Raw genomic sequence first — 17,203 nt, forward strand, 5'->3', positions numbered from 1 at the left:
GAATCTTAAAGGCTTTCATGCAAGAATAGAAGTATTTTAATAGAATCATTCAAGCATACATAACATGGGGGTTTAAAAGATGATAAAAAATATTGATCATATCGGTATTGCCGTCAAGTCACTAGATGAAACCTTGCCACTTTATACGGAAACGCTGAAGTTGGAACTCGAGGGAATTGAGACAGTGGAGAGCCAAGGAGTAAAAGTGGCCTTCATCTTGGCAGGCAATACCCGTTTGGAGTTATTGGAAGCGTTATCACCGGAGAGCCCGATCGCTAAATTCATTGAAAAACGCGGGGAGGGCATCCATCATGTTGCACTTGGCGTCGATGATATCGAAGATCGAATTAAAGAAATTAAAGAATCCGGAATACGCATGATTGATGATTCATCGAGAAAGGGAGCGCATCATGCTGATGTTGCTTTCGTTCATCCCAAGTCTACTGCGGGTGTTTTATATGAGCTTTGTGAACGAGCTGAATCAAAGGAGGAGCAGAAATGACAGACATATATGAAACGATCAATGACTTATATGACAGACGCCGTAAAGTGGAAATGGGCGGCGGTGAAGAAAGAATCGATAAGCAGCATGAAAAAGGGAAACTTACGGCAAGGGAAAGAATCGAACTCTTGGTTGATCCGGGAACTTTCATTGAACTGAATCCTTTTATCAAGCACCGTAACACCAATTTTGGCATGGAAAAGGAAGAAGGACCGGGAGAAGGGGTTGTCACTGGTTATGGAAAAGTAAACGGCCGCGACATTTATCTCTTTTCACAGGACTTTACTGTATTTGGCGGAGCTCTAGGGGAAATGCATGCTCTGAAAATTGCCAATGTTATGGATTTGGCAGCGGAAAACGGAGCCCCCTTCATAGGATTGAACGATTCTGGTGGAGCACGTATTCAAGAAGGTGTGGTTTCTCTAGACGGTTATGGTCAAATATTTTATCGGAACTCCATATATTCAGGGGTCATCCCTCAAATATCCGTTATCATGGGACCTTGTGCTGGTGGAGCCGTATATTCCCCAGCCATAACGGACTTTGTCTTCATGGTTGAAAAAACAAGTCAAATGTTCATCACAGGACCGAAAGTCATTGAAACGGTTACAGGAGAAAAGATTTCATCTGAAGGATTGGGTGGAGCCACTGTACATAATACTATTAGCGGTAATGCACATTTCAAGGGAGCATCTGAAGAACAAGTATTGGCAGACGTCAGGCGTCTTCTGAGCTATCTGCCGCAAAATAATGAAGAGAAGCCGCCGGTTCTGGAAGCGGACGATGGAGATGACTATCGTCCGGACTTGACGGATGTTGTCCCTTATGAAGGGATCCGGCCATATGATGTTCGGAAAGTATTGGAGCAAATTGTCGATGAGGATTCATTCATGGAGGTCCAAGAGGGCTTTGCGAAAAATATAGTGGTAGGATTAGCGCGGATCAAAGGGAAATCAGTTGGACTTGTCTGTAATCAGCCAAAAGTATTGGCAGGGGGACTGGATATTGATTCATCCGATAAGGCTGCCCGTTTTATTCGTTTCTGTGACTCGTTTAACATTCCGTTAATTACATTTGAAGATGTTTCAGGGTTCTTTCCAGGCGTCAAGCAAGAGCATGGCGGGATTATCCGCCACGGGGCAAAGCTGCTATATGCTTATTCCGAAGCAACAGTGCCAAAATTGACGATCATTCTTCGTAAAGCCTACGGAGGTGCTTACGTGGCGCTTAATAGTAAATCTATCGGTGCTGATCTTACATTTGCATGGCCAAATGCCGAAATCGCGGTAATGGGTTCAGCGGGGGCGGCAAATATCATTTTTGCCCGTGAAATTCAAAATAGTGAAGACCCGGAAGCGACTCGTGAAGCTAAAATTGAAGAATACCGTGAGAAGTTCGCTAATCCGTATGTAGCTGCAAGTCTTGGTATGGTGGATGATGTCATTGATCCTCGTGAAACTAGGATTAAGATCATTCAATCTCTGGAAATGCTTCGCAACAAAAAAGAAAAGCGTCCATGGAAAAAGCACGGCAATATTCCGTTGTGATTTGATTGCTGGAGCCCAAAACAATTGTTTGGGGCTCTTTGCTATACGGGGAATTATCATTCTTGAAGGAAATCTTAGGCATTAGTTCACCATTTTTAAACGAATGTTTGGAAGGCGAATAGCCGTCATTCTATTTAACGGGGGGCTCTTCAGTTTCACATTATTTGCCGGAGCGCCGCTTTTAGCAGTATAATTAAAGAGGAAAACTTTTTTGGAGGTTTTATTTTATGATTAATGAAGAACGTTTAGTTAGTGAATTTATGGAATTGGTACAGATCGATTCCGAAACGAAAAATGAAGCTGCCATCGCCAAAGTGCTTAAAGAAAAATTCAAGGCACTAGGTGTAGAGGTTTTTGAAGATGATACAACAGCAGTTACCGGTCATGGTGCAGGCAATTTAATATGTACTTTGAAAGGAACGAAAGAAGGCGTAGATACCATTTATTTCACCTCCCACATGGACACGGTTGTCCCTGGTAATGGAATCAAGCCTTCCATCAAAGATGGATACATAGTGTCGGACGGAACAACTATTTTAGGGGCGGATGACAAAGCTGGATTAGCGGTCATGTTAGAGACGCTTAAAGTGTTGGAAGAACAGAATATCGAACATGGGACAATCGAATTTATCATAACAGTTGGTGAAGAATCTGGATTGGTTGGGGCAAAAGCACTGGACCGCTCCCTTGTAACGGCTAAATTCGGTTTTGCACTTGACAGTGATGGAAAAGTGGGCAATGTGGTGGTTGCTGCACCTACTCAGGCGAAAGTTTCTGCGACAATTTTAGGCAAGACGGCTCATGCTGGTGTTGCTCCTGAAAAAGGAGTTTCGGCGATTACGATTGCTGCCAAAGCCATCTCAAGAATGCCGTTAGGCCGAATCGACGAAGAAACGACAGCCAACATCGGACGTTTCCAGGGCGGACAGCAAACCAATATTGTTTGTGACCATGTTGAAATCCTGGCTGAAGCAAGATCCTTAATTCCTGAAAAAATGGAAATACAGGTAGCGAAAATGAAAGAAGCATTCGAGACTGCAGCTATTGAAATGGGTGGACGTGCTGAAGTTGAAGTTACCGTCATGTATCCTGGGTTTAAATATGGAGCTGGTGATCATGTTGTCGAAGTTGCAAGAAAGGCTGCGGAGAAAATCGGTCGTCCATGCGAGTTGGTTAAAAGCGGAGGCGGTAGCGATGCGAATGTCATTGCCGGTTTTGGAATTCCTACTGTCAATCTTGCAGTTGGCTATGAAGATATCCATACTACGAATGAAAGAATTCCAGTTGAAGAATTAACGAAGCTTGCTGAAATGGTTGTCAGCATCATTAAGGAAGTATCCGGGGAATAATTAACCTTCTCGCTGTGACTTGTTGTACAAGCCCGTGAAATACTTGATTTAACGGATGGACTTATTAGACAAACAAAAAAACTGGATATAGGCAGGGGTTGCCATGTGGGCAGCCGTTTGATTACTATCATTGATCCGCAAAAACTCGTATCTCTAGAAGGCGTTAAAGTATTGCAGGAATATATGTACAGTCATCAATGACATGATGGCTGTTTTTCTTGGAGTAGAAGCTTCTTTACGGTGGTTACCAAAGATAAGTGGGGATCTAATATTTTTTGGGTCCTATTATCCGGCGGTTTTTATTTTTACAAGGATGTGACGCTCACGCATGAAGGACATGTATCCCAAAAATGGCAGGGTCATTCTCCATGTAGATATGAATAGTTTCTATGCTTCAGTGGAAATGTCGTATGATGCTTCATTGAAAGGTAAACCGCTTGCCATTGCAGGGAATGTAGAAGAGCGAAGAGGTATCATTGTCACTTGCAGCTATGAGGCAAGGAAGTTCGGGGTTAAAACGACCATGCCGATTTGGCAGGCGAAAAAACTATGTCCTCAATTAGTCATTCAGAAACCGAATTTCGAGCGTTATCGAAAGGCATCACTGGCAATTTTTGATGTTTTGAGGCAATACACAGAGATGGTTGAACCCGTTTCAATTGATGAAGGGTATCTGGATATCAGTGAATGCGCCGAATTGGGTTCACCTTTAGAAATAGCCAAAAGCATTCAGGAAAGAATTTTTAATACGATGGATCTCCCTTGCAGCATAGGGATCGCCCCTAATAAATTTTTGGCCAAAACTGCTTCTGATATGAAAAAGCCAATGGGAATCACCGTATTAAGGAAAAGAGATATTTATGAGAAGCTCTGGCCTTTACGAGTGGCTGAAATGCATGGCATCGGCGATAAGACTTCGGAAAAACTTCATACAATCGGCATAATGACGATCAGGGACCTTGCAGAAGCACATGAGAGCCAGCTGAAACAATTACTTGGGATCAATGGCATCCGCTTGAAAGATAGGGCGAATGGAATTGACCCCAGGGTTGTAGATCCAGAATCGATTTTTGACCATAAAAGCATTGGGAACTCGACAACTCTTCCACATGACTCCACCAATCAAAAAGAACTGATCGGTGTATTGGAAAAGCTTTCAGAGAAGGTTGCTGTCAGATTGAAAAATAAGCGGCTGCTTGGCCAAAAAATAGGTGTGACGATCCGTTACAAAGACCGCCGCACAATTACAAGAAGCAGGACGGTTCCAAATCCAGTTTTTGAAAAAAAGGATATTTTGGATGGAGCTACCGATCTTTTCATGAAAAATTGGAATGGCGATGGAATCAGGCTTCTTGGTGTCACTGCCTATGATGTCATCGAGAAAGATTCGGCCTTCAAACAACTGGATATTTTCTCCTTTCAAGAGGATGCAGAAAAAGAACCGCTGTATGAAGCGATGGAACACTTGCAAAATAAGTACGGAGAAAATATTATTAAAAAGGGATTACCCTTGAAGAACCGTTCGATTGGAACAGACACTAGCTTCAGTAAAGATTTCTTTGAGCAATCTAGGAGAAACGATCCTTCTTTTGACAAAGAATAGCTGTGTAAAGATATGGAGAAGGGAAAGATGATCATGACAAAACAACAGATTGGTGTTATCGGACTAGCCGTAATGGGTAAGAATCTTGCATTTAATATTGAAAGCAGAGGATATTCCATTTCCGTCTATAATCGCTCTGGGGCAAAAACAGACGAAATGATGAAGGAAGCGGATGGCAAAAACGTAAATGCCACTTATACGCTTGAAGAATTCGTCAATTCTCTGGAAACACCACGCAAAATTTTATTGATGGTTAAAGCCGGTGCTGCAACAGATGCAACAATCGAGCAATTAAAACCGTTGCTTGAAAAAGGAGATATCGTTATTGATGGAGGGAATACGTTCTTCAAGGACACTCAGCGCCGCAATGAGGAGTTAAGCCAGTTGGGCATCCATTTCATCGGTACAGGCGTCTCAGGTGGGGAAGAAGGAGCTCTAACGGGTCCGTCCATCATGCCTGGAGGCCAAAAAGAAGCATATGAACTTGTTGCACCGATCTTGAAGGATATTTCAGCTAAAGTCGATGGTGATGCTTGCTGTACATATATCGGACCGGATGGAGCAGGTCATTATGTGAAAATGGTACATAATGGTATTGAATACGGTGACATGCAGTTAATTTCCGAATCTTATTTCCTTCTAAAAAATCTTCTTGGACTATCTGCTGAAGAATTCCATGAAGTCTTTACGGAATGGAATAATGGGGAACTTGATAGCTATCTAATTGAAATTACTGCTGATATTTTCAAAAAATATGATGAAGAAACCGGCAAGCCAATGGTCGATGTCATCTTAGATAAAGCTGGCCAAAAAGGAACAGGAAAATGGACAAGCCAAAGTGCGCTTGATCTTGGTGTTCCACTTCCAATCATTACGGAATCCGTATTTGCACGCTTTATTTCAGCAATCAAGGACGAGCGTGTTGAAGCGAGTAAAATCCTTCGCGGTCCAAAAGCCGAATCATTTACTGGAGATAAAAAGGCTTTGATTGAAAGTATCCGTAAAGCACTTTATATGAGCAAGATCTGTTCCTATGCACAAGGCTTTGCACAAATGAAGGCAGCATCCGAAGAAAGTGACTGGAACTTGCAATATGGTGAAATCGCAATGATTTTCCGTGGCGGCTGTATCATTCGTGCACAATTCCTACAAAAAATTAAGGAAGCGTACGATCGTGAAGCGAACTTGAATAACTTGCTTCTTGATCCTTATTTCCAAGGGATCGTTGAAAGCTACCAAGGAGCTTTACGTGAGGTGATATCAACAGCAGTGATGAACGGAATTCCGGTTCCTTGCTTGTCATCAGCACTTGCTTATTTCGACAGCTATCGTACAGAAACACTGCCAGCTAACCTAATTCAAGCTCAACGTGATTATTTTGGAGCCCATACGTATCAACGCATTGATAAAGAAGGAACATTCCATACCGAATGGATGGAAAAATAAAAAGCAAGCCGGCTTAAAAGTGAACTGCACCCTAATTGTTAGACAAAAGTCTAGCAATTGGAGGTGTATTTTTTATGGGGAGATTTTTTGAAATAAAGTAGAAGTGGTTTTGCAGTACTTGGAAGGAAAGGATTCCAATATAGTAAAGATAATTTAAATACAAGTAAATATTTTTAAAGTGAATCATCTTAATATTTCTTATAATGAGAAAAGTTCTAAGTCTATCCATGGTATGGAAAATTATTTTTTAAAAAATCCTTTAAAGAAAGCTTCTACCCATGTATGTATATCTCTCGAGATATTATAGTTATATAACAAAATTTGTAAAATAATGAGAGGGAGCTATTTTATTAAATTATGGATTTTAAACAACATGGTTAATTACGTACTAAATCAATGGGTGTAGTTTTTGAAGTTTCGTTGGAGGTGATAACTTTTTTCAGTACGAATAATATCTATCCTTCCCATGATTGGTGCTGCAGGAGTGCTCACAGCCTTAGTGCCGGGTTCGATGCTTTTAATGTCTGCTGCTACCTTGTTGGCCAAAAATGTATACGGTGTATTTGTGCCTTCTGCTACCGATAAGCAAATTGTAAGTTTAGCTAAGTATTTAGTACCTGTCATTGCTCTTGTTTCCTTATGTTTTACGTTTAAAAGTGGTACGATTGTGGCTTTATTATTAATGGGGTCTAGTTTGGTAACACAGTTGTTTCCAGCTATGATATTTAGCTTAATGAGGAATAATTTCGTGACAAAGCAAGGGGCATTTGCGGGAATCATCATGGGGGAAGCAACGGTAGCATACATTACGCTTTCAAAAACCACTATTGCAACCCTGTTTCCTTTATTTCCTCAGTGGGTGAAGGATATAAATGTAGGGATAATAGCACTTACTATAAATGTAATAGTTATGACCGTTGTAAGCATGGTCACAAAGAATTATAGTGTTTCTAAGAAGAAGACTGAACAAGTTGCATCGTGATGTTGATAAGCCATTTGTTAAGAACACCGGTGTTTAGGTGAACAACTATTCAGAAAGGCCATGTTTATGTCTTATAATTACATTAACAGTATTTATTTTAATCAGTAATGGAGGTTTGAAAATGGATAAATTCATGGAACGAGCAGTAGAACTGGCGGTAGAAAATGTTCGTGAGGGTGGACAACCTTTTGGTGCAGTACTTGTGAAGAATAACGATGTTGTAGCTGAAGGTGTTAATGAGCTGCACAAAACTTATGATGTTAGTGGACATGCGGAATTACTGGCTATCCGGCGCGCGCAAGAGCAATTACAGACGAATGATCTATCAGGCTATACAATGTATGCAAGTGGGGAGCCTTGTCCGATGTGCCTAACGGCAATGTACCTTGCTGGAATCGAAAAGGTTTTTTATTGTGCTTCAGTTGAGAATGCGGTTGAAGTGGGATTAGGGAAATCTAAAATTATATATGAGGATTTACAAAAAACAAAAGCAGAACGTTCACTTTCGATGATACAAATGCCATTAAATGAAGGACAAAAAGATCCAATGAAGCTTTGGGAGGAGAGAACGTAGTCTTTGGAAACTCTAGGTTAAATGATTCCACATATAAGTTAATATAAGTTTATTCATTCTCTCAGCAAACGGGCGCATTTCCTAAATAAGGATAAGTGCCCGTTTTGCTTATAAGGGCAGCCTTAACAGTAAATTACGATCAATAACCGAAGTCTTAACATCAATCTAAAGCTGCAGGGAACTTCATTCCATTTATTGATTTCTGAATCTATTTTTTTGAAGGATGAAGGATTTGATGTGAAACTGCCCAAAATGGCTCATCGATGGACATTCTATGTTTAAGCCCAGGTGGATTTACTGTGGAGCTACTCAGTTGAGTAAGGACTATATAGTATAGCAATACCGATTTTTGGAAATATAATCAACTATTCTCTATAACTGCTTCAAATTCAATAAAAAATCAAAAGGGTTTCGGAATGAGAACATTCCGAAACCCTTTTGTCTACAAACTGAGAGGGTGGTCCAATGCGCCCTCTTTTTTACTATCTCCGATGCTCTACGAGGTCAATGACCCCTAATACAACATGTGCCAAACCGAAACCAAAAACCGTATTAGCTACCATTTTGTTTGAGCCCCGGGTCTGCTTCATTGCATAACCCGCAGCTGTCACGGCTGTGCCCAACGCTGTTGGAATTAATCCTTCACGAATGTCCATCGTTTAATCCCTCCACATCGAAGTTAGTGGTGCCGTCACCAGCACCTTTTCTAGTGTAACCTCAGCCAGGCCTTACCATTCTTTTTCCATGAGGTGATCAAAAGGTTAAAAATGGTGAAAATGAACTAGTTGTAAATAGTGCCAATTCATTTTCCTTTTATATGGAAAACGTAGTATGATGTATGTCATTCATCCATGGCATTTAGGTTTAAACACCTGCGGAAAAAGGAATATGAACGTTGAAAGAGATGAACGGACCGTAGAATACAGTAGGCAGATAGGAGAGAAGGAGCGGATGACTTATGTTCATCATCTGGTTGGCTGTAGCCATTTTTTTATTTTTTATTGCCTTAGAATGTGGTGTTTCATTTTGGCTAAATTCAGAAACGGATGGAGTCATGTCCAAGGCCAAGGAAATGTTTCATTTTATCCGGAGGAAATTAGTCAGGAAGAGTGTTTCATGAATGAAGAAGGGATGCAGATTCAAATCTGCATCCCTTCTTTGTTTAATCAATCATCACTATTTTCGTTTTTCTTGATTTGCCACCAAATATGTCCATCTTCTGCCAAAAGTTCATCGGATGCAAGTGGACCTGTGGATCCTGCATCATAGTTAGGGAAAGACTCTTCTTTAGTGTTTTCCCATGCATTGGAAATGGTGTCGACAAACTTCCATGAGAGGGCAACCTCGTCCCAGTGGGTGAAGTTTGTAGCATCTCCGCGCATACTGTCAAACAATAGCTTTTCATATGCCTCCGGAGAATTGATGTGTTCGATTCCTTTGTTGGAGACGGTCAGCTTCATGGGCTTAGTATTGGATGTCGTCCCGGATTTCTTGACATTTAAGTAAAGTGTGATACCTTCGTCAGGTTGGATATGGATAACGAGAAGATTCGGGTTCAAAGTTTCTTCCGTTTTATAATACAGATTCATTGGGATATCTTTGAATTGGACAACGATATTGGTAGATTTGACATCCATTCTTTTACCAGTCCGGATATAAAAAGGTACACCTGCCCAACGGAAGTTATCAATCATCAATTTACCCGCTACATAGGTTTCAGTGTTGGATTCCAGATTCACGTTATGTTCATTGCGGTATGCCGGAAGAGTTTGACCATCTATTGTTCCTTCACCATATTGGCCACGGACGAAGTATTGATTGACTTCGTCCACTTTCATTGGTCGCAGTGAACGCAATGCCCGCACTTTTTCGCTACGGATCTCCTCCGTTGTCAACGCGATTGGAGGCTCCATGGCAAGCAAGGCAACCATTTGCAATAGATGGTTTTGGACCATATCCCTAAGGGCACCGCTGGTTTCATAATAGCGCCCACGCTCTTCAACGCCAAGTGTTTCGCTTGAGGTAACCTGGATGTTTGATATGTATCTGTTGTTCCATAGCGGCTCGAATAGGGCATTTGAAAAACGTATGACTTCAATATTTTGAACCATTTCTTTACCTAAATAATGATCGATTCGGTAGATTTCATCTTCGGCGAAAGCAGTTCGGATCTGTTCATTCAATTTTTGAGCTGTTTCGAAACTGTGTCCAAATGGCTTTTCTATGACAAGGCGCTTATAACCATTCGTATCAGTCAGGCCTTGAGCTTTTATCTGTTCGGCAATCGTTCCGAAAAACTCAGGTGCCATCGCCAAATAGAAGATCCGGTTTCCTTCTAATTGATATTGTCCATCTAATTTTTCTGCAATGTCTTTTAATTGCAGGTATGATTCTGAGCTCGATACGTCATGGGAGTGATAATGGAAATGAGAAATGAATTCGTCGACCTTTTCTTCCGCATGTCCGAACGTAAGTATGGAGTCTTTGACACTTTTTTGAAACTCCTCGTTCGTCAAAGGTCTCCTCGCTACGCCAACAACGGCGAATTTATTGATTTTCTCTTTTTGAAATAGTCGATATATGGAAGGAAACAATTTCCTTTTCGCTAAATCTCCAGTCGCACCAAAAATCATGATCAATGCTGTGGGTTTATTGTTATCTGTCATGTTAAAACCTCAACTTTCCGTTAATTCTGTCTCTAAAGTTGGAATTCCCGTATGTGTACCAACTTCTAATTTTACGGTTAGCTTTCCCTCAAAGCAAACAATTTGCGTATTTTTTCTCATTTTTCATGAAAAGTATAAAGTGGATCCTGTTTTAATGAGTCATATATGAAAGAACACCCTTGGTTATGCTATAGTTAAGTTATAACGTATTTGCAACGGAGGTAGGATGAGTGGATTTTGTTTTATTGGGTACAGGGGCTGGGGTTCCGGCTAAAGCGCGTAATGTGACGTCAATCGCACTTCAATTATTGGAAGAACGAGGGACGGTTTGGTTATTCGATTGTGGTGAAGCAACACAGCATCAAATTTTAAAAACGGCAGTCAAACCTCGGAAGATAGAAAAGATTTTCATCACCCATTTACATGGTGATCACATCTTCGGACTTCCTGGTTTATTAAGCAGCAGATCCTTTCAGGGTGGAGTGGATAAACTGACCGTATATGGTCCAAAAGGCATTGATGCTTATATTAATACAAGCTTACAGGTGAGTGGCACGCATTTAAAATATCCATTGGAAATCATCGAAATAGAGGAAGGCATCGTGTTCGAGGACGAACAATTCACAGTTACGGCCATGTCGCTTGATCATGGCATTTACAGTGTCGGCTACCGGATTGTGGAGAAAGAACGTCCAGGAAGCCTGTTGGTCGACCGGCTACTGTCTGAAGGTGTGAAACCGGGTCCGCTTTTTAAAGCATTGAAAAATGGACAAAATGTAAGCCTCGATGATGGCCGTGTCTTAAACGGGAAAGATTATCTTGGTGCTCCTCAAAAAGGTCGGATCATTACGATTCTTGGTGATACAAGAGTTTGCAGTAATGCACTCATCCTTGCTGAATCTGCAGATTATCTTGTTCATGAAGCTACATTTTCAGCAGCAGAAGCTGAAATGGCATCTGCCTATTATCATTCGACCACCCTTCAGGCTGCTGAAACGGCTTTGAAAGCGGGAGCTAAGCATCTAATCCTTACACATATCAGCTCACGGTATACTGTCGAGGATTCTGAGAGGTTAAAAGAGGAAAGTAAAGCGATCTTCGCAAACACAATCATGGCAGAAGATTTAATGGCGATAAGAGTTCCTTTATATGCAGAGGAATAGGAAGCTGAAATCAAAGCGAATGTTTGATATAATGAATCAATTGTTCATTGGATATTTAAAGGAGTGTAACCTATGACTGACCAAAGTAACCTACATAATAAAGCAATGGATTTTCTCTTAAAAACAAGCAGGACTTTTTTCATTCCAATCAGCTACCTTCCAAAGGGATTACAGGAGGCCATTGGGGCAGCATACCTTTGTATGCGCGCTATCGATGAGATCGAGGATCACCCTGGTATTCCTGCCAATACCAAGGTTTCCCTGTTACAGGCTCTTAGTGAGCTGCTTTTAACTGATTTTAGTGAAGGTGAATTTCAATCGTTATTTGAACCATATAAGGAAGATTTGCCGGAAGTGACCCTGCTTCTATCGGACTGGATTCAATATTGTCCTCCTGGTGCAAAAGCGAAAGTATTGGAGTCCACGAGGGAAATGGCCGATGGCATGGCAAAATGGGTTACGAAGGACTGGCAAATTCATAATGAAGAAGAACTCGATGATTACACTTATTATGTTGCGGGTTTGGTTGGAGTCATGCTGTCTGATATTTGGAACTGGTACGATGGAACGGAAACGGACCGTGAACTTGCCATCGCATTTGGCCGTGGACTCCAAACGGTCAATATCCTGCGTAACCGTGTGGAAGATGCAGAACGCGGTGTAAACTTTTATCCGGATGGATGGGGTTTCGATGAAATGCTTGCCCATACGGAACATAATCTTGTTTTAGCTGATGCGTATATTGAACAGATCGAAACGAAAGAGATCATCCAATTCTGTAAAATTCCCTTGGAGTTGGCAAAAGCAACATTGAAGGCATTAAAAGAAGGCAAAGAAAAAATCGATCGTGCGACGGTTACCGAAATTGTTACCCAAGTAGTCGAACACTGATATTTCATTAAGCTGCTGTGAAAAGTTAACATTCCTTTCACAGCAGCTTTTTTGATGTTTTTCATAAAAGAACTCGAAAAATTCTAAAAAGTAAAAAAATATATTGGAATAATTGGGACTAAACGATTATAATTTAGGACATAAAACCAAAAAGTTGGTGTCGTTAAAAAGACCTATCAAAAATAAGAGAAAAGCGGGGGGAAAATATGAAAAAGAAATTATATTCGACTGCAGCGATGACATTGGTTGCAGGGTTACTATTGGCTGGGTGTGGAAATGACAAGGAAAAAGATACGGCGAAGGATGAAAGCGAAAAGGATACCTTCAACATTGGGGTAACACAAATCGTTCAGCATGATTCGCTGGATCAGGCTTATGAAGGATTCCAGGCTGCATTGAAGGACAGTGACATTGATGCCAAGTATGACCTTCAAGTTGCACAGGGTGATCAAAATAATAGTCAAACGATCGCCAATAACTTTGTTGGGGATAAAGTGGATCTAATCTTTGCCAATTCTACTCCTAGTGCTCTAAGCGCTTTGAATGCGACAAAGGATATACCAATCGTTTTTACATCGGTTACCGATCCTGTAGCGGCGGAGCTTGTTACATCTTTGGATAAGCCAGGCGGAAATGTGACGGGTACGACGGATTCACATCCTGAAGCCATTGCCAAATCCATGAAATTCCTAGCAGAAGAACTTGGCGCCAAGACAATTGGAACCGTTTATAATACAGGGGAGCAAAATTCCGTCGTCCAAATAAAAAACGTGAAAGCGGAAGCGAAAAAAGCGGGATTGAAAGTCGTGGAAGCATCCGTCTCCACTTCAGCCGAGGTTAAACAGGCAACGGAATCATTAATCGGAAAAGCCGATGCTTTCTATATCATTACGGATAATACCGTTGTATCCGCATTAGAATCGGTCATTTCGGTGGCAAATGATAAAGATATCCCATTGTTTGTCGGTGAGCTTGATTCCGTGAAAGCTGGTGGTTTTGCAGCATATGGCTTTAGTTACTATGATATTGGTTATGAAGCGGGGCAAAAAGCGGTTGAAATCTTGAAGGATGGCAAAAAGCCTGGAGATATCGCAGTTCAATATCCACAAAAACTGAAATTGGTCATCAATGAAAAGGCAGCAAAAGATATGGGTGTTGAAATAAAAGAAGAATGGAAAGCAGATGCTGAGTTTGTAAAATAAACTCTGCTTTTGTTCGGGGAAGGAAGAAAAAAAATGTTCTCAGCTTTATTCAACTCTTTTGAGTCGGGAATGATTTATGCGATCATGGCACTAGGTGTCTATTTAACATTCAGGATTCTCGACTTCCCGGATATGACAGTGGAAGGTAGCTTTGTGACAGGGGCCTCTGTGGCCGCCATTATGATCGTTAACGGTTTCTCGCCAGTCATGGCCACATTTTGTGCCATGGTGGCAGGTTTCATCGCTGGGACAATAACGGGATTCCTGCATACGAAAGGGAAAATCAATCCACTCCTGGCAGGTATATTAATGATGATCGCCCTCTATTCCATCAATTTAAGGATTATGGGTGCATCTAACATTCCGTTGCTTTCTCAAACGACCATTATCACGAATATTCAGGATGCCTGGGCTGGCACTGGCCTGGACAATATGTTGAATGGTCTTTTATCGATCGTGGGCCTCGGTGATAGCTTGCCAAAAACGTGGGCCATACTAATTATTATGTTGATTGTGGCTTTAATCATTCAAGCTGGAATGTCAGCTTTTTTAAAAACGGAAATCGGACTTGCTTTACGTGCGACGGGTGATAATGAAGCAATGGTCAAGAGTTTTTCCGCCCATACAGGTAACATGAAGATCCTGGGACTTGCGATTGGAAATGCACTTGTGGCTTTCTCGGGATCCTTGGTTGCCCAATATAACGGGTTTAGCGATATTGGCATGGGGATTGGAATCATCGTCATCGGATTGGCATCCGTCATAATTGGCGAAGCATTATTTGGCTCAAAAACGATTGCACGTGCGACACTTGCGGTCATTGGGGGAGCGATCATTTACCGAATTGTCGTAACATTGGCACTACGCGTGGAATTCCTTGATACGGGTGATGTTAAATTAATTACGGCACTTATTGTGGTCGGGGCACTTGTCATTCCGAAAATTACCGATAAACAAAAGGAAAAAAGCCGAAAGAAAAGGCGTCTCAAAGAAATACAGATGCGCCATGGTGGGACTTCAACGAAGGGGGGAGAAGGATATGCTTCAGTTAAATCAGATTTATAAGGTCTTTAATGAAGGGACACCAGATGAAAAGCTAGCCTTAGGGAACCTGGAATTGCATATGACAAAAGGTGAATTTGTAACAGTCATCGGGAGTAATGGAGCAGGTAAATCGACGCTGATGAACATGATATCCGGCAAAATTCTCCCTGATGCCGGTGAAGTCATCATTGATGGGGAAAACGTGTCGGCTATTGAGGAACATGCTCGTGCTAAAATGATTGGCCGCGTTTTTCAGGATCCCATGCTTGGTACGGCACCCCATATGACAATTGAAGAAAATATGGCGATCGCCTATGGCAGAACCAATAGAAGAGGGTTAGGCTTCGGGGTGACAAAAAAACGGAAAGAGCTTTTTAAAGAAAGTTTGGGTACCTTGCATTTAGGATTGGAAAACCGCATGACGGCAAAAGTCGGATTATTATCAGGAGGGGAGCGTCAGGCATTATCATTGTTGATGGCGACCTTCACCGATCCTAAAATCCTGCTTCTTGATGAACATACAGCCGCTCTCGATCCTTCCAGGGCAGAGCTTGTTACAAAACTGACGAAGGAAATCGTCGAAAAGAACAAGTTAACGACGTTGATGGTGACTCACAATATGCAGCAGGCAATCGATCTTGGAAATTCCTTGATCATGATGGATAAAGGACAAATCATTTTTGAAGCAAGAGGTGCTGAAAAGCAGAAGCTTACCGTTGAAAAACTGCTTAACGAATTCCAACGCATCAAAGGTGAAAAAATGCTCAATGACCGTGCAGTGTTGATTTAAATGATGAAAAGGCCCGACCCAAGTGGAAGATTAACCTTGGATCAGGGCCTTTTATTTTGGGGGCAATTAATCCGTAGTGTTCTTGAAGCGAATGTATATCCCTTGAAGAACCTGGAATAGGAAAGATGGCTATGATCGGACCTTGAATCGAATTAATCGCTGTCGGCTGTGTTCCATGAAGAAGTATCGTTCTTTCTGTTATTTCCAAAAATCATTTTTATGAATGGTATTTTCTTCGTTTTTTTAGTGGCGGCAGTTTCTTCAGCTGCGAGGAAATAATCAAATGGCTGGACTGTTGGTGTTTCTAACGCTTCGATACGAGCTTCGAGCTTTTTCACGAGTTTATGCATTTCTTCCATTTCACTTCTATGCTGTAAAAGTTGATAGGATACAACATCATCCGCTTTTGTTTTCAGTCCATTTTCAAGCCTGACGACCCGCTCTATCAGTTGTTCATGCTCTTTATTCATTTCGGAGTGTTTCGGGATGGAGGCTTTCCTAATTTTTTTCTCTGATATACTGACCTTTTGGAGAATGATACCCTCGTTCAGCTGATCTTGGATTTTTCTCAATAAGGCAATGTCATCATCTGAAAATTGGTAGTGGCCTAGTTGATTCCGCTCTACTTCCATGTTCAATTGGGTAACCCAGCGTTGAATCGTACTATGGGATACATTCAGTAACCGGGCAACTGCACTTGTATTCATCGAGATTCCCCCTTTTGGTTGTTGAATTCGATAAGGAAGAGGGAATTCCTTTACAGATGACAAAACATGTATTCATTCGGCAAAGAAAGTGGATTTCCTACGTAATTTGCATGCAAACGGTCAATGAAGAAATTTCTTGGAGGCATTTGACGTTCCTTGTTATAGTTCAATAGGTGGGAGGCGTATTTCTTATGGTCAATTTAAGGCGAAAAGGAAATTCGAACTAGATGTCGAATTACCATTTGAACAACAAAAAAAGGAGGACTAGTATGAACAGGATTAACATTGTAACTTTAGGAGTTAAGGATATGAATAAATCCTTAAGGTTTTATCGGGATGGATTAGGATTTCATACATCCATTAAAGAGGACGAGCCCTCCATTGTTTTTTTTAATAATACGGGGACGAAACTTGCTTTATATCCTTTGGAGGAATTGGCTAAAGACATCAATGAGAAAGAACCGCCTAAGCAAAGTGGATTTTCGGGTATTACCCTTGCGTATAACGCTAAATCAAGTGATGAAGTGGATGATGTGATCAACAAGGCAGAAAAGGCCGGAGGAACGATCGAGAAATCTCCTGAAGATGTTTTTTGGGGAGGATACAGCGGATACTTTTCAGACCCCGATGGTTACTATTGGGAGGTTGCGTATTCGAAGGATTGGAGTTTTGATGAAAATGATATGCTAATTATAAAGTGAACGTTCACTTCGGAAGAAATTAGGCCTCCTGTATTC

16 protein-coding genes and 1 pseudogene are annotated in these 17,203 nt (G+C 41.3%); 14 read left to right on the forward strand and 3 right to left on the reverse strand.

Features of this window, described 5'->3' with window-relative positions; translation table 11 throughout:
• Nucleotides 1-79: 79 nt before the first annotated feature.
• From mce to LQ203_RS07000, 7 genes and pseudogenes are all read left to right on the forward strand, one after another.
• Nucleotides 80-502, forward strand: coding sequence for a methylmalonyl-CoA epimerase (gene mce / locus LQ203_RS06970; RefSeq protein ID WP_230156834.1), 423 nt, complete (start codon nucleotides 80-82; stop codon nucleotides 500-502).
• Entirely contained in the window at nucleotides 499-2,049 is a 1,551-nt protein-coding gene (locus LQ203_RS06975) for a carboxyl transferase domain-containing protein (protein ID WP_230156835.1), read from the forward strand. The genes mce and LQ203_RS06975 overlap by 4 nt, the downstream gene beginning before the upstream one ends.
• Before the next feature lie 227 nt (nucleotides 2,050-2,276).
• Entirely contained in the window at nucleotides 2,277-3,398 is a 1,122-nt protein-coding gene (locus LQ203_RS06980) for a tripeptidase T (protein WP_230156836.1), read from the forward strand.
• Nucleotides 3,399-3,726: 328 nt separating this feature from the next.
• Nucleotides 3,727-5,001, forward strand: coding sequence for a DNA polymerase IV (locus LQ203_RS06985; RefSeq protein WP_230156837.1), 1,275 nt, complete (start codon nucleotides 3,727-3,729; stop codon nucleotides 4,999-5,001).
• A 33-nt stretch (nucleotides 5,002-5,034) separates the two neighbouring features.
• Entirely contained in the window at nucleotides 5,035-6,447 is a 1,413-nt protein-coding gene (gene gndA / locus LQ203_RS06990) for an NADP-dependent phosphogluconate dehydrogenase (RefSeq protein ID WP_230157091.1), read from the forward strand.
• Between the two features lie 466 nt (nucleotides 6,448-6,913).
• Nucleotides 6,914-7,429, forward strand: a pseudogene (locus LQ203_RS06995) (sodium:solute symporter family protein); the annotation flags it as partial.
• A gap of 121 nt (nucleotides 7,430-7,550) precedes the next feature.
• Entirely contained in the window at nucleotides 7,551-8,003 is a 453-nt protein-coding gene (locus LQ203_RS07000) for a nucleoside deaminase (protein ID WP_230156838.1), read from the forward strand.
• A gap of 482 nt (nucleotides 8,004-8,485) precedes the next feature.
• Here the strand turns inward: LQ203_RS07000 and LQ203_RS07005 are convergent, their stop codons facing one another.
• Entirely contained in the window at nucleotides 8,486-8,659 is a 174-nt protein-coding gene (locus LQ203_RS07005) for a hypothetical protein (RefSeq protein ID WP_034308217.1), read from the reverse strand.
• Nucleotides 8,660-8,961: 302 nt separating this feature from the next.
• On the opposite strand from LQ203_RS07005, the gene LQ203_RS07010 reads away from it, so the two are divergent.
• Nucleotides 8,962-9,123 carry a hypothetical protein gene (locus tag LQ203_RS07010; protein ID WP_230156840.1) on the forward strand — a complete coding sequence of 54 codons (162 nt, stop codon included), beginning with the start codon at nucleotides 8,962-8,964 and terminating at the stop codon, nucleotides 9,121-9,123.
• Between the two features lie 46 nt (nucleotides 9,124-9,169).
• Here LQ203_RS07010 and zwf read toward each other — a convergent pair whose 3' ends face one another.
• A complete protein-coding gene (gene zwf / locus LQ203_RS07015) occupies nucleotides 9,170-10,669 on the reverse strand; it encodes a glucose-6-phosphate dehydrogenase (RefSeq protein WP_230156841.1) in 1,500 nt (499 codons plus the stop codon).
• Between the two features lie 230 nt (nucleotides 10,670-10,899).
• Between zwf and rnz the strand changes: the two genes are divergently transcribed.
• The 5 genes from rnz to LQ203_RS07040 all read left to right on the forward strand — a co-directional run bounded on the left by rnz (nucleotide 10,900) and on the right by LQ203_RS07040 (nucleotide 15,759).
• Entirely contained in the window at nucleotides 10,900-11,832 is a 933-nt protein-coding gene (gene rnz / locus LQ203_RS07020; RefSeq protein ID WP_230156842.1) for a ribonuclease Z, read from the forward strand.
• Nucleotides 11,833-11,904: 72 nt separating this feature from the next.
• Nucleotides 11,905-12,723 carry a phytoene/squalene synthase family protein gene (locus LQ203_RS07025; RefSeq protein ID WP_230156843.1) on the forward strand — a complete coding sequence of 273 codons (819 nt, stop codon included), beginning with the start codon at nucleotides 11,905-11,907 and terminating at the stop codon, nucleotides 12,721-12,723.
• A gap of 206 nt (nucleotides 12,724-12,929) precedes the next feature.
• A complete protein-coding gene (locus LQ203_RS07030; protein ID WP_230156844.1) occupies nucleotides 12,930-13,925 on the forward strand; it encodes an ABC transporter substrate-binding protein in 996 nt (331 codons plus the stop codon).
• Between the two features lie 33 nt (nucleotides 13,926-13,958).
• The gene (locus tag LQ203_RS07035; protein ID WP_230156845.1) at nucleotides 13,959-14,990 is read left to right on the forward strand and encodes an ABC transporter permease; all 1,032 of its coding nucleotides are present in this window, start codon (nucleotides 13,959-13,961) and stop codon (nucleotides 14,988-14,990) included.
• Nucleotides 14,965-15,759 carry an ABC transporter ATP-binding protein gene (locus LQ203_RS07040; RefSeq protein WP_230156846.1) on the forward strand — a complete coding sequence of 265 codons (795 nt, stop codon included), beginning with the start codon at nucleotides 14,965-14,967 and terminating at the stop codon, nucleotides 15,757-15,759. The genes LQ203_RS07035 and LQ203_RS07040 overlap by 26 nt, the downstream gene beginning before the upstream one ends.
• A 152-nt stretch (nucleotides 15,760-15,911) precedes the next feature.
• Here LQ203_RS07040 and LQ203_RS07045 read toward each other — a convergent pair whose 3' ends face one another.
• Nucleotides 15,912-16,466: a MerR family transcriptional regulator gene (locus tag LQ203_RS07045; RefSeq protein WP_230156847.1), complete on the reverse strand. Its 555-nt coding sequence runs from the start codon at nucleotides 16,464-16,466 to the stop codon at nucleotides 15,912-15,914.
• Between the two features lie 269 nt (nucleotides 16,467-16,735).
• Between LQ203_RS07045 and LQ203_RS07050 the strand changes: the two genes are divergently transcribed.
• Complete coding sequence (locus LQ203_RS07050; RefSeq protein WP_230156848.1) at nucleotides 16,736-17,167, forward strand: VOC family protein; 432 nt, start codon at nucleotides 16,736-16,738, stop codon at nucleotides 17,165-17,167.
• Nucleotides 17,168-17,203 lie beyond the last annotated feature (36 nt).

Origin of the sequence: Peribacillus sp. Bi96 (assembly GCF_918698115.1) — a bacterium.
Taxonomy (GTDB): domain Bacteria; phylum Bacillota; class Bacilli; order Bacillales; family DSM-1321; genus Peribacillus.